We start from the raw sequence: 12,359 nt of genomic DNA on the forward strand, positions 1-12,359 counted from the left end.
AGCTTTAAGGCGGGGGAAACGGCGGAGGAGGCCATCACCCGTGGAGGAACAGTTCATCACGCGTGCGCTCGCATCGGCGCATGACGCCCATGCGGTCGAGAGACTGGCGTCAAGCCTCGGTCCCGGCCCGTTTTCGCTCGTCCTGTTGTTCGTGTCGCCGGAGGCCGACGTGCCCGGCATCGTTTCGGGCGCGGCAAAGGCCTGGCCGGATGCGCGCATCGCCGGCTGTACCACCGCCGGAGAAATCTCCGGCGCCGGCTATGAGGACGGAAGCATCGTCGCCATCGGTTTCCGCGCACGCCATTTTGCGGCCGAAACGCTGCTCATTCCGGATCTGTCGCAGCTCGCAGCAAGCGAGCTTTCGGAGGCGCTGCTGCATGTAAGGCAATCGCTCGCCCGCGATCACGGACACCTGCCGGAAGAGTTCGCGCTGCTGTTCGTCGATGGGTTGTCGGCGCGCGAGGACGAACTTGCTTCGGTGCTTGCCGCCGGCACGGGCGCGATGCCGCTCATCGGCGGATCGGCCGGCGACGGCACGAATTTCCGCGAAACCCTCGTCTTCGACGGCAGGCAGCTTCTGGCGAATGCCGCGGTGATTTCCGTCATGCGCGGCGCCTGCCCGCTGCGGGCCTTCAAGATGGACCATATCAGGCCGACGGAGCGGCGCATGGTCGTAACCGAAGCCGACCCCGCCGCCCGCATCGTGCGAAAGATCAACGCCGAACCTGCCGTGCAGGAATATGCCCGTCTCATCGGCATGCAGCCGGAAAGCGTCGATACCCTCACCTTCGCGATTCATCCGCTTACCGTGCGCATGGGCGAGCGGCACCATGTACGCGCCATCCAACGCGTTCTGCCGTCCGGCGAACTCCTGTTCTTTTCGGCGATCGACGAGGGAATGGTTCTCACCATCGCCGAACCGCACGATCTCGTGGACCACCTGGCGGGCGAGTTGCAGGCCCTGAAGCAGCCGGGAACCCCCGTCGCCGTGCTTGCCTTCGACTGCATCCTGCGGCGTGTCGAAGCGCAGGAAAAGCAGATGACCGGCCGCGTTTCGGAGCTTCTGCGGCATCATGGCGTGATCGGCTTTTCGACCTATGGCGAGCAGATCGGCCCGATGCACATCAACCATACCATGACCGGTTTTGCCTTCTACCCGCCCGGCACGATCCTTTCGGGAAGCGATCCATGAACACACGCCTGTCCGAAGGATTGCTCGACCCCGCCGATGGCGAGACGAAAAACCTCGAAAAGATGCTCGTCATCGCCGATGCCCTCATCCGCCATGTCGAGCAGAATTCCGGCGACAGGGGGGCTGCCTTCGAGCAGTTCCGCCGCGCCGCGGTTCTGGAGGACCGGGTGCGCCAGCGCACGCGCGACCTCGAAACCACGCTCAAGCAGCTCAACGACGCCAACAGCGCCGCCGAGCGGGCGAGACGCGACCTGTCCCAGGCGATCGAGGCGGTCGATGAAGGTTTCGCCCTTTTCGACCCCGCCGACATCCTCGTGCTCTGCAATTCCCGCTTCTGTCGCGACCTCACCGACGTCCGCCCGAAGCTCTTTCCCGGCATTGCCTTTGCCGACTATGTGGAAATCGTCAGCCGTTCCACGATGCTGGCCTTTCCCAAAGGCGTGACGGTCAAGGCATGGGCTGCGGAACGCATGCGCCTGCACCGGACCCGGCAGGTCTTCAATGTCGGGCTGACCGGCGACCGCTGGCTTCAGGTCAGCGAGCAGCGCACCGCCGATGGCGGCACCGTCATCCTCCAGACCGATATCACCGACATCATCCGCATGGAGCGCTCGGAACGCGGCAAACTGCTGGACGATCAGGCCCGCATGATCCGCGCGACGCTGGAACATATCAACCAGGGCGTCGGCATCTTCGACGCAAACCGCCGGCTGGCCGGCTGGAACGGTCGCGTCGCGCAACTTCTCGACATCCCGCCGCGGCTGCTGCGGCGGGGAACGCCGTTCGAGCTGCTGGCCGACCGCATTGCCCGCTCGATCACCCTCAGCGACGGTTTTTCCGCCGACATGCTGCGCCAATGGATCGACGGCCGCCTGCCGCGCGAACCCCTGTCCTTCGAACTCCAGCACGTCTCGGGCATCATCCTCGACGTCTTTGCGCAGGAAATGCCGGGGCGCGGCTTCGTCATGTCGTTTGCCGACGTGACGCGCGAGCGCCTTGCCATCCACGCCATGATCCGCGCCAACAGCTCGCTCGAAGCGCGCGTGGCGGCACGCACCGGGGATCTCGCGGCGGCGCTTGCCGAGGCCGAGCGCGCCAATTCCGCCCGCGTCCGCTTCGTCGCGGCGGCGAGCCACGATCTGCTGCAACCGCTGTCCGCCGCCAAACTCTTCGTCGCGGCGGCGCGTGACGACGCGGGCGCCACGCCGATGTGCGGGACGCTGGAGAAGGCACACAATGCCCTTGTCAGCGTGGAGGGGATCCTCGGCGCCTTGCTCGACATCTCCCGCCTGGAAGCCGGCGGCGCTGCGGTCGATATCGGCCCGGTTCCCCTTTCCGTTCTCCTCAACCAATTGACCGACGAGTTCGCCCCCATCGCCGCCCGCAAGGGCCTGCGGCTCGACATCCTGCACTGCGGCCTCACCGTCTCGAGCGATCCAACCTACCTGCGCCGCATCCTTCAGAACCTGATCAGCAACGCCATCCGCTACACGAGCAGCGGCCGCGTCCTCGTCGGGCCGCGGCGGGTGAAAGGGCATGTTCGCATCGAGGTGCATGATACGGGACCGGGCATCGCGGCAGACCAGCAGCAGTCGATCTTCCGCGAGTTCCACCGCATCCAGGGTTCCGCCTCTGCATCCGAAGGGATGGGGCTCGGCCTTGCGATCGTGGAAAGGGCCTGCGGCCTGCTTGGCCACCGGCTGGCGCTTCATTCGGAGCCGGGGCGCGGCACCTGTTTCGCCGTCGATCTGGCCGTCGTCCCGCACCACGCCAAACCAGCCTACCGGGAGACCGCACCAGCGATACCCGAGGAGCCGGGCGACAACTCCGATCGCATCGCGCTTCTCGTGGAGAACGACGAGGACCTGCGCCGCGCCATCTCGCTGCTCCTGGAGCGGCGCGGGGTGAGCGTGCTCGAAGCGGCAAGCGGCGAGGAAGCGCTCTCCCTGCTGGAGGAAATCGGCATCGTGCCCGACCTCTACCTGATCGACCAGCAGCTCGATGGCACGCTCACCGGCATCGAAACCGTGCTGGCGCTGCACGCGGAATATGGCGAGCGCCCCACCCGCCTCCTCACCGCCAACCGCACGCCGCAGACGCGGCTTGCCGCGGACGCCGCGGGCATCGAGGTCATGTACAAGCCAATCGCCGCGGACGCGCTGGAGGCCTTCGTGCTGCACGCCAGCTGACCCGGCACCAAGGTCGCATTGCGACACGGCGTGCCAGATGGGACATCCCTTCCACCCGAATTGGAGGAGGAAGGACATGAAGAAGCTACTCGCGGCAACCGCCCTGATGATCCTTGCGAGCGGTGCGGCACAGGCGGCCGAACACGCCGTCAAGATGATGAACAAGGGAGAAAGCGGCGCCATGGTCTTCGAACCGGCCGCCATCGCAGCGGCTCCCGGCGATACGATCCGCTTCATCCCAACGGACAAGAGCCACAATGTCGAGGGCATCAAGGGCATGCTTCCCGAGGGCGTAAAACCCTTCAAGAGCAAGGTGAACCAGGAATATGTCCTGACGGTCAGCGAGCCCGGCTTCTACGGCGTGAAGTGCTCGCCGCACTACAGCATGGGCATGGTCGCCCTCATCCGGGTCGGCGACGGTTCCCCCAATCTTGACGCTGCAAAAGCGGTGAAGCTGCCGAAGAAGGCGGCGGAGCGCATGACGGCTGCCTTCGATGCGCTGGCGGCAGCGGCGGTGAACTGACCCGATCGAGAGACCCGAGACCTTGGTCGCATTGTGAAGCCGACCGGACGAGCGCAGCCTGACAGGGTGAACTGTCCACATTCTGGAGGAGAGACAAATGGCCTGGAAGAAACCCGTCGTCAAAGACATTGCCTGCGGCATGGAAATCAACATGTACGGCCCGTCGGAAGATGATCCGCGTCCCGAACATCCCTTCTGAACGGGACGCTATGCGCATCACCGTTCTCGGGGCAGGCGCCGGTGGCGGCCTGCCCCAATGGAACTGCGGCTGTGTGCAATGTGCCGCGGCGCGCGAAGGCCTGATCCCCGCGATGACGCAGAGCACGCTGGCCGTCAGCCTCGACGGTGTCGACTGGATGCTGCTCAATGCCTCCCCGGATCTGCGCCAACAGCTTGCCGCCTGTGCATCGCTGCACCCGACGAGCCTGCGTGGCAGCCCCATCAAAGCGGTGGTGCTGACCAATGGCGATGTCGATCATATTGCCGGCCTTCTCACGCTGCGGGAAAAAACCGCCCTGGCCGTCTACGCGACCGAAGCCACGCATCGGGTTCTGTCGGAAAACACGGTCTTCGGCGTTCTCGATCCGGCGCTGGTCGAGCGGAAAACCATTGTCCTCGACCGGCCCTTCAATCCGTTGCCGGGTTTGACCATCACGGCCTATGCGGTGCCCGGAAAGATCCCGCTTTATCTGGAAGGTGAGGCGCCGGACCTGGAAATGATGGGAGAGCAGACCGTAGGCCTGCGCTTACAATCGTCGGAACACGACGTGCACTACATTCCGGGTTGCGCGGCCCTGCACGACTGGCTCGTCGCGTCGCTGGAGCACGCCGATGTCGTGCTGTTCGACGGGACGATCTGGAGCGACGACGAAATGCCGGCCTCCGGCACCGGCTCCAAGACCGGAGCCCGTATGGGGCATGTGGCGATGAGCGGAGCGGATGGCTCGCTCGAACGCCTCTCCAGGCTTCGAGGACGGCGCATCTACACGCATGTAAACAATACCAATCCAGCGCTGATGCCCGAAAGCGATGCCCGCGCGGCGATCACGGCCGCCGGATGGGAGATTGCGAAGGATGGCATGGAGATAATCCTGTGAACATCAGCCCGAGGCACGAAGACTGGCCCTTGAGCCGCGCGGAATTCGAGGCGCGCCTGCGCGAGGTCGGCGAGGCGCGCTATCACGACAAACACCGGTTTCATGATCGCCTGCATGGCGGCCAATGCACTATGGACGAGGTGCAGGCCTGGGTGATCAATCGCTGGCAGTACCAGTCCTCCATCCCCATGAAGGACGCGGCTTTCCTGTCGCGCTGTCGCGACCCGGATCTGCGCCGCATCTGGCGCTCCCGCATCGAGGATCATGACGGCGCGGTCGAAAACGGCGGCGGCATTCGCCGCTGGCTGCGGCTCGCGCAGGGTGTCGGGCTCGATCCCGCCTATGTCGCGTCCGGGCGCGGTGTGATGCCGGCCACGCGCTTCATCGTCGATGCCTATATCCGCTTCGTGCGCGACGAGCCGCTCATCGCCGCCATGGCAAGCTCGCTGACCGAGATGTTCGCGCCCGCCATCCACACACAGCGCATCGCCGGCCTGCTGGCGCATTACGACTTCGCCGACCCGGAAACGATCGCCTATTTCGGCCACCGCCTGACGGAAGCGCCAAAGGATGTGCAGTTCACGCTCGACTGGGTGCTGACTCATGCCGTGACCCGTGCGGACCAGGAAGCGGCGATCGCCGCGCTGACGTTCAAGACGGACGTGCTCTGGGCCCAGCTCGACGCGCTCTGGAGTGGCTATGTCGAAGGCCACATACCGCCGGGCGCCTGGAAACCGGGCGAAGGACAGATGGCGGATCGTCCATGAACGCCGATCCCGTTCCCCTTCTGCCGCGCGGCACGCGCCTGCATCACGACCGGGTCCGCGATACCATGGTGCTGCTTGTCCCGGAACGCGCACTGCTGCTCGACGAGATCGGCACCGCCATCCTCCAGGAGGTGGACGGCAAATCGACACTTGCGGCGATATCGGCCCGGCTGGCAGAGCGCTATGGCGCGCCGGAGCCGGATGTGACAGCCGACATCCGCGCCTTTCTCGACGGGCTGGTCGCCCAGCGTCTGGTGGACTACCAATGACGGAGCGCCCCGGCGCGCCGATCGCCATGCTTGCGGAACTCACGCATCGCTGTCCGCTGTCCTGCTCCTACTGCTCCAATCCGCTTGAATTGACGGCACGCGAAAAGGAGCTTCCGACGGACGTCTGGGCGCGCGTGTTTCGCGAGGCTGCCGATCTCGGCGTGCTGCAACTGCATCTTTCCGGCGGAGAACCCGCATCGCGGCGTGATCTTCAGGATCTCGTCAAGGCGGCCCGCGACGCGAACCTCTATGTGAACCTGATCACCTCCGGCATCGGCCTGACCCCGGCGCGGCTCGACGCGCTAGAGGCAGCCGGGCTCGATCATGTGCAGCTCTCGCTGCAAGCGATTGACGCCGAAAAGGCCGACTGGATCGGCGGCTACAGCGGCGGCTTCGCCCGCAAGCTTGCTTTCGCGGGTGAAGTCCGCCAGCGCGGCATTCCCCTCACGGTCAATGCCGTCATGCACCGTCATACGATCGACGATATCGACGCGGCGATTGCCTTTGCCGCGGATTTGGGAGCGCGCCGGATCGAGGTTGCCTGCGTCCAGTTCTATGGCTGGGCATTGGCGAACCGCGCCGCACTCCTGCCCTCCCGTGATCAGGTCACGCGCGCGAAAAGCGCGGTGGCCGAGGCAAGGCGAGCCTATGCCGGTCGCATGACGATCGACTTCGTTCCGCCGGATTATTACGCGGACTATCCCAAGGCCTGCATGGGCGGCTGGGGCTCGACCGGCATCAACATCGCCCCCGACGGCACTGCCCTGCCCTGCCACGCCGCCGCGACGATACCGGGCCTTCAGTTCGACCGGGTGACAGACCGCAGCCTCGCCGAGATCTGGTATGACGGTTCGGCCTTCAACGCGTTTCGCGGCCACGAATGGATGCAGGAGCCCTGCCGCAGCTGCGCGCGCCGCGACCGGGACCACGGCGGCTGCCGCTGCCAGGCCATGGCCCTGGCCTCCGATCCCAACGCTGCCGACCCCGTCTGCCACCACGCACCGGCCCGACCCATCGTGGATCACATCATTTCCGAGCAAGCCGCGGCATCGCCACAGTTCATTTATCGCACCCACAAGCACCAATGAACCGTCGGAGCGTCCCCGGATCGGAAGCGATCACCCTCAAGCCTGCGATTCCGTCCGCAGCATCGAAAGGCCCGTTGCGCGATCGAAAAGGTGCAGGCTCTCGACGCTGGCTGAAAAGGCAACCGGTGCCCCGGTCTTCGGCCGGCCGCTTGCAGGAACGAGGGCGCCGATTTCCTTGCCGCCGACAAGGAACGAAACAAGCGCGCTGTCACCGTGGAACTCCACGAGATCGGTGATGCCCGCGAGCGTGTTCTCCCTGTTGTCTTGTAGAGGCGCGGCCGACAGCGACGATGGCCTCACACCAAGTGTATAGGCATGTCCCTCCTTCAGAGCGAACCGGTTTCGGTCGACCCTGAAGCGCAGGCCGTCGCCTTCGAGCAGCCAGTCTTGACCGTCGGAACGGGCTGTGACGTCAAGGAAATTCATGTTGGGCGTGCCGATGAAACCGGCGACGAAGAGCGTGCGCGGACGCTCGTAGATTTCCGCCGGCGTACCGACCTGCTCGATCGCACCACCCTTCATGAGAACGATACGGTCGGCCAGCGTCATGGCTTCAAGCTGGTCGTGCGTAACGTAGATCGTGGTGGTCTTGAGATTCTGGTGCAGGCGGGCGATCTCGACGCGCATGTGGTTGCGCAGCTTGGCATCGAGGTTGGAAAGCGGCTCGTCGAAGAGGAAGACGCGCGGCGTCTTGATCATGGCACGGGCGATGGCCACGCGCTGCTGCTGGCCGCCGGACAATTCGGTCGGCTTGCGGGAAAGGTATGGCTCCAGTCCAAGCGTGGCAGCGACGGTCTTTATGCGGCTGTCGATCTCCGCCTTGTCTACCTTCATGCGTTTCAGACCGAAGGCGATGTTGTCGTAGATCGTCATATGCGGATAGAGCGCATAGTTCTGAAAGACCATCGCGACGCCGCGGTCGCGCGGCTCAAGATCGTTGACGGTGCGTCCTGCAATCGATACTTCGCCGCCGGAAATGTCTTCCAGTCCCGCGATCATGCGCAGGAGCGTGGACTTCCCGCAGCCCGACGGGCCGAGGAAAACGACGAATTCATGGTCGTCGATCTCCAAGTTGAAGTCCTTGATGACATTGACGGCCCCGTAGGCCTTGTCGACATGGGAGCAGACGATGTGGGCCATGGTCAGTTCTCCTCCTGCACACGGATCTGGAGTTTCACGTCGGTCGCTCGCGCCTCGACGGCGCGCTCAAAGGCAGTGATGCTTTCGCCAAAGGCATAGGTGCCGGTGATCAACGGTTTCAGATCGACCTTGCCGGAGGCGATGAGTTCGAGCGCACGGTCGAAGACATTGGCGTAGCGGAAGACCGTCTCGATGCGCACTTCCTTGGAAATGGCGCCCGGCACGTCGAAGCGCACGGCATCGACCGGCAGGCCGACCAGCACGACGGCACCGCCCGGCCGCACGAGATCGAAAAGGCCGTCAAAGGCTTTGGCACTGCCGCTCGCCTCGAAGACCACGTCGGCGCCCCAGCCTTCCGTCGCCTTGGCGAGGGCGGCGGCGAAGGTGGTCTCGGTGAGCTTCACCGGCTCGATGCCGGGATAGGCGGCGGCAATTGCCAGCTTCTCCGCGGAAAAATCCGAGATGAGCACACGGCTGCAACCGCCAGCAAGGGCGGCAAGCGCCACCATGATGCCGATCGGGCCTGCGCCGATGACCGCGGCGACATCGCCAGGAACAATGCGGGCCCGCGCCGCCGCCTGCATGCCGATGGCGAAGGGTTCGACCATCGCACCCTCGGCGAACGAGACGTTGTCCGGCAGGCGATAGGTGAAGGCGGCGGGGTGCACCGCATAGGGCGCAAGAATGCCGTGCACCGGTGGCGTCGCCCAGAAGCGGACGGCCGGATCGACATTGTAGAGCCCGAGCTTGGAGGCGCGGGAGGAAGGATCAGGAATGCCCGGCTCCATGCAGACCCGATCGCCGACCGAGAGGGAGCGTACATTCTCGCCGACCTCGACAATGGTGCCCGCCGCCTCGTGGCCGAGCACCATGGGCGCCCGCACCACGTACGGACCGATTGCGCCATGCGTATAGTAGTGCACATCGCTGCCGCAGATGCCGACGGTGTGGATGGCGATCTTCACGTCATCCGGCCCGACAGCCAGCGGGAGATCGATGTCGCGCAGGGCAAGCACACCCTTTTCTTCAAGAACCAAGGCTTGCATGAAATTTTCCTGTCATCACTTGCTGTTGCGCCGGAACGCATTGTTGAGAAGGCCGCTCAGAATGCCGACGAGCAGGAGCGGTGGAATGGAGAGCAGCACCACCGAGGCATTGAGGATGCCCCACGGCACGTCGCGGCCGAGCTGGGTGAGTTCCGAAGCGACGATCGGCAGCGTCTTGGCATCCGAGGTCGTCAGCATCAGCGCGATCAGGAACTCGTTCCAGACCAGCACGAAAGCGAAGGCGACGGCGCCGATGAGCGAGCGCGCGGCGATCGGAAGTGCGACGCGCAGGAAGACGGCATAGGGGCCGTAGCCATCGACGCGCGCGGCTTCTTCGACCTCTTTCGGCACCTGGGCAAAGGCGGGCACGCCGAGCCAGATGACGGTTGCGAGCGTCAACAAAGTATAGGTCAGGATCAGCGACAGACGCGTGTCGTAGAAGCCGAGATCGAGCCAGATGACCATCAGCGGGATCGCAACCGCGACCGGCGGCAGGAAGCGCAACGACAGAACGAAGAACTGGATGTCCGCCGACCAGCGGTTCGGGTAACGGGCGATGGCATAGGCTGCCGGCAGGCCCAGCAGCGCACCGATCAGCACCGAGCCGCCGGCTGCGATCAGCGAGTTGACGAGGCCGGTCGCCACGCTCTCCCGACCCAGCACATAGGCAAAGTTATCGAGCGTCGGCGTGAAGATGAAGAGCGGCGTGGGGGTGACGATATCCACCCGGTTCTTGAAGGCGTTGATGACGGTCCACACCATGGGGAAGACCGCGGAAAAGGCCGCAAGATAGAGCACGGACCTGCCGAGGAAACGGGAGACATTCATGGCTTCACCCTCTTCCAGATCACCGTGAAGATCACGGTCGTCGCCAGCATCATCAGCACCGCCATGCCGGACGCATAGGAGATACGCCCCGATTCGATGAAGCCCTGCGAAAAGGCGTACATGTCGAGCGTTTCCGTCGCGATGCCGGGGCCGCCGCGGGTCATGACATAGATGAGATCGAAGGCGCGCAGGGACTCGATCATCTTGATGAAGGCAAGCGAGATGAGCGGCGCCTTGAGCATGGGCAGCGCGACATAGGCATAGACTTCCCAGGGGCGTGCATGATCGAGCCTTGCGGCCTCGAAGGGCTGCGGCGGCAGGGTTTCGAGCAGCTTCAGCACGATGACCGCGAAGAACAGGCCCCATTGCCAGACATCGACCAAGGCCACCGTCATCAGCGCTGTGGCGGGGCTTGAAAGCAGGTCCAGCGGCTGGCCGGTGATCGCCTTGTAAGGATAGGTGACGATGCCATAGAGCGGATGGAAGGCGAACTTCCAGACGAAGGCGGCCGAGACGCGCGGCAGGATGACCGGCACCAGAAACAACAGCGTCAGGACGGCCCGCATGCGCGACGATGCAAACTCGAAAAGCAGGATCCCGAGAGCGATCGCGACCAAAAGCGTCAGCGTGACGGTGAGGACCTCCCAGGTCAGCGACACGCCGACCGCATTGATGAAGCGGCGATCGGAAAACAAGTCGAGATAGTTCTGGAGCCCGACGAAGCTGCCATCGGGACGGCTGAGTTCGCGGTTGCGGAAGGAAATATAGATGGCATAGGCCGTCGGCACGAAGGCGAGCACCGCGAGGATGGCAAGCGGCGGCGCCAGAAAGACGGCGGGCAGGCTGGTTCTGGATTTCATGGATTTTTCCTCAAGATCGCGCGGCCGCCGTCTCGGGAGGCGAAGCGGCCGCGCGGCTCAAAGGCTCACTGGTTGCGGGCGACGAGGTCCTTGGCAAAGCCTTCGAGTTCGTTCAGGCCATCCTTTATGTCCGTGCGCGAACCGGCGATCAGCTCTTCCAGGATGATGCCCCAGCGGTCGCCGAGATCGGGCCAGAGCGGGCTCTGCCAGAAGTTGACGGCCGTGACCTTGCCCGTATCGGCCAGCGCCTGGCCGAGATCGGGGCCGTAGAGCTTGGCGAAGGTCTCGCTGGTCATGATGCTCGTGCGGTTGAGTTCGCTGAACTGGTTTGCCTCCAGGCGACGCTGTTCATTCTCCTTGGACGTTGCCCAGGCGATGAAGAGGCCGGCGCAGGCTTTCGACGCATCATCCGCATTGGCCTTGGTGCCGATGGCAAGACCATGGCCATAACCGCCGCCGGTCAGCGGCGTCGGCGGCGGCAGGTAGCCGACCTTGCCGGCAACCTGCGACGACTTCGGGTCGATCGCCATGCCGACGAGCGGTGTCGATTCCACCAGCATCGCCACCTGGCCGGAGGTGAACGCGCCGACCGACTCGTCCCACCCGCCGGTTTGCGTGCCCGGTGCGGAATATTTGAACAGCTCGAGATAGGTCTCCGTCGCCTTGACGGCCGCCTCGCTGTTGAACTTGGGCGTGTCGCCATCGAACCACTCGCCGCCAAAGCCCTTGAAATAGGGCATCCAGCGCCAGACATTCGCGCCCGAGCCGCGCTGGCCGCGCAACGCAATGCCGTAGATGCCCTTGTCCGGCTGGTGCAGCTTCTGGACCGCTTCCTTCATCTCGTCGAGCGTCGTCGGCGGTTTGACGCCGGCAGCCTCCAGGAGATCCTTGCGGTAGACCAGAAGGTCGCCCCCCCCGGTCAGCGGCGCGAACCAGACCTTGCCGTCATAGGTCGCGACCTTCTGGCGACCGGGGTCGAAATCGGCGTAGTCGTATTCGTCAGGATAGTAGTCCATGAGTGGCGAGACCCAGCCCGCGGAGGCAAACAGCGCGACGTTCGCCTCGTCGATATAGTACACATTGTACTTGCCGATGGTGGAGGCGTCCGCCTTGGTCTTGGCACGCCGGTCGTTCTCGTTGAGATAGTCGATCTCGAACGATGCGCCGCCGGAAAGCGTTGCGAATTCGTCCTTGTAGTTTTCCAGAAGCGTCAGGCCTTCGCGTGGCTGGGCAAGCACGCGGATCGTGCCGGAGCATTCGGCGGCCAGCGCAATCGACGAGACCGAGCTGGAAAGAAGGCATGCGTAGGCGATGCTCGAAACGAGCGTCTTCACGGATGTCATGGATGAACCTCCCCTAA

At 64.4% G+C, this 12,359-nt stretch carries 13 protein-coding genes; 8 read left to right on the forward strand and 5 right to left on the reverse strand.

All coding sequences use genetic code 11. The features are described 5' to 3' along the window. Positions 1-40 precede the first annotated feature (40 nt). From J2Y63_RS31625 to pqqE, 8 genes are all read left to right on the forward strand, one after another. On the forward strand, positions 41-1,192 hold the full coding sequence (locus tag J2Y63_RS31625) for an FIST N-terminal domain-containing protein (RefSeq protein WP_435269264.1): 1,152 nt from the start codon (positions 41-43) through the stop codon (positions 1,190-1,192). After that, positions 1,189-3,381 carry a PAS-domain containing protein gene (locus J2Y63_RS31630; RefSeq protein ID WP_435269265.1) on the forward strand — a complete coding sequence of 731 codons (2,193 nt, stop codon included), beginning with the start codon at positions 1,189-1,191 and terminating at the stop codon, positions 3,379-3,381. Before J2Y63_RS31625 ends, J2Y63_RS31630 begins: the two co-directional genes overlap by 4 nt. A 76-nt stretch (positions 3,382-3,457) precedes the next feature. Beyond that, positions 3,458-3,904, forward strand: a complete 447-nt coding sequence (locus tag J2Y63_RS31635) for a pseudoazurin (protein WP_435269266.1) — start codon at positions 3,458-3,460, stop codon at positions 3,902-3,904. Positions 3,905-4,001: 97 nt separating this feature from the next. Continuing rightward, the gene (gene pqqA, locus J2Y63_RS31640; protein ID WP_160862034.1) at positions 4,002-4,103 is read left to right on the forward strand and encodes a pyrroloquinoline quinone precursor peptide PqqA; all 102 of its coding nucleotides are present in this window, start codon (positions 4,002-4,004) and stop codon (positions 4,101-4,103) included. 10 nt (positions 4,104-4,113) lie between these two features. Further along, positions 4,114-5,001: a pyrroloquinoline quinone biosynthesis protein PqqB gene (gene pqqB / locus J2Y63_RS31645; RefSeq protein ID WP_435269267.1), complete on the forward strand. Its 888-nt coding sequence runs from the start codon at positions 4,114-4,116 to the stop codon at positions 4,999-5,001. Further along, positions 4,998-5,768 carry a pyrroloquinoline-quinone synthase PqqC gene (gene pqqC, locus J2Y63_RS31650; RefSeq protein WP_435269268.1) on the forward strand — a complete coding sequence of 257 codons (771 nt, stop codon included), beginning with the start codon at positions 4,998-5,000 and terminating at the stop codon, positions 5,766-5,768. The genes pqqB and pqqC overlap by 4 nt, the downstream gene beginning before the upstream one ends. Continuing rightward, on the forward strand, positions 5,765-6,037 hold the full coding sequence (pqqD, locus tag J2Y63_RS31655; protein WP_435269269.1) for a pyrroloquinoline quinone biosynthesis peptide chaperone PqqD: 273 nt from the start codon (positions 5,765-5,767) through the stop codon (positions 6,035-6,037). Before pqqC ends, pqqD begins: the two co-directional genes overlap by 4 nt. Next, positions 6,034-7,125, forward strand: a complete 1,092-nt coding sequence (pqqE, locus tag J2Y63_RS31660) for a pyrroloquinoline quinone biosynthesis protein PqqE (protein ID WP_435269270.1) — start codon at positions 6,034-6,036, stop codon at positions 7,123-7,125. Before pqqD ends, pqqE begins: the two co-directional genes overlap by 4 nt. Before the next feature lie 36 nt (positions 7,126-7,161). Here pqqE and J2Y63_RS31665 read toward each other — a convergent pair whose 3' ends face one another. The 5 genes from J2Y63_RS31665 to J2Y63_RS31685 all read right to left on the reverse strand — a co-directional run bounded on the left by J2Y63_RS31665 (position 7,162) and on the right by J2Y63_RS31685 (position 12,342). Next, positions 7,162-8,265 (reverse strand): ABC transporter ATP-binding protein, encoded by a 1,104-nt coding sequence (locus J2Y63_RS31665; protein WP_435269271.1) that lies wholly within the window; start codon positions 8,263-8,265, stop codon positions 7,162-7,164. Positions 8,266-8,267: 2 nt separating this feature from the next. Beyond that, entirely contained in the window at positions 8,268-9,311 is a 1,044-nt protein-coding gene (locus J2Y63_RS31670; protein WP_435269272.1) for an NAD(P)-dependent alcohol dehydrogenase, read from the reverse strand. 15 nt (positions 9,312-9,326) lie between these two features. Then, positions 9,327-10,139 carry a carbohydrate ABC transporter permease gene (locus J2Y63_RS31675; RefSeq protein WP_435269273.1) on the reverse strand — a complete coding sequence of 271 codons (813 nt, stop codon included), beginning with the start codon at positions 10,137-10,139 and terminating at the stop codon, positions 9,327-9,329. Beyond that, positions 10,136-10,999: a carbohydrate ABC transporter permease gene (locus J2Y63_RS31680; RefSeq protein ID WP_435269274.1), complete on the reverse strand. Its 864-nt coding sequence runs from the start codon at positions 10,997-10,999 to the stop codon at positions 10,136-10,138. The genes J2Y63_RS31675 and J2Y63_RS31680 overlap by 4 nt, the downstream gene beginning before the upstream one ends. A 65-nt stretch (positions 11,000-11,064) precedes the next feature. After that, complete coding sequence (locus J2Y63_RS31685) at positions 11,065-12,342, reverse strand: ABC transporter substrate-binding protein (protein WP_435269275.1); 1,278 nt, start codon at positions 12,340-12,342, stop codon at positions 11,065-11,067. Positions 12,343-12,359 lie beyond the last annotated feature (17 nt).

Origin of the sequence: Shinella sp. BE166, assembly GCF_051201095.1 — a bacterium.
In the GTDB taxonomy this organism is placed as follows: Bacteria; Pseudomonadota; Alphaproteobacteria; order Rhizobiales; family Rhizobiaceae; genus Shinella; species Shinella lacus.

Bases quoted from the DNA above. Each gene is read 5' to 3' on its own strand.
- pqqE (WP_435269270.1), top strand. From the start codon at position 6,034: ATGACGGAGCGCCCCGGCGCGCCGATCGCCATGCTTGCGGAACTCACG.
- J2Y63_RS31665 (WP_435269271.1), bottom strand. From the start codon at position 8,265: ATGGCCCACATCGTCTGCTCCCATGTCGACAAGGCCTACGGGGCCGTC.
- J2Y63_RS31630 (WP_435269265.1), top strand. From the start codon at position 1,189: ATGAACACACGCCTGTCCGAAGGATTGCTCGACCCCGCCGATGGCGAG.
- pqqB (WP_435269267.1), top strand. From the start codon at position 4,114: ATGCGCATCACCGTTCTCGGGGCAGGCGCCGGTGGCGGCCTGCCCCAA.
- pqqD (WP_435269269.1), top strand. From the start codon at position 5,765: ATGAACGCCGATCCCGTTCCCCTTCTGCCGCGCGGCACGCGCCTGCAT.
- J2Y63_RS31670 (WP_435269272.1), bottom strand. From the start codon at position 9,311: ATGCAAGCCTTGGTTCTTGAAGAAAAGGGTGTGCTTGCCCTGCGCGAC.
- J2Y63_RS31675 (WP_435269273.1), bottom strand. From the start codon at position 10,139: ATGAATGTCTCCCGTTTCCTCGGCAGGTCCGTGCTCTATCTTGCGGCC.
- pqqA (WP_160862034.1), top strand. From the start codon at position 4,002: ATGGCCTGGAAGAAACCCGTCGTCAAAGACATTGCCTGCGGCATGGAA.
- J2Y63_RS31635 (WP_435269266.1), top strand. From the start codon at position 3,458: ATGAAGAAGCTACTCGCGGCAACCGCCCTGATGATCCTTGCGAGCGGT.
- J2Y63_RS31680 (WP_435269274.1), bottom strand. From the start codon at position 10,999: ATGAAATCCAGAACCAGCCTGCCCGCCGTCTTTCTGGCGCCGCCGCTT.
- J2Y63_RS31685 (WP_435269275.1), bottom strand. From the start codon at position 12,342: ATGACATCCGTGAAGACGCTCGTTTCGAGCATCGCCTACGCATGCCTT.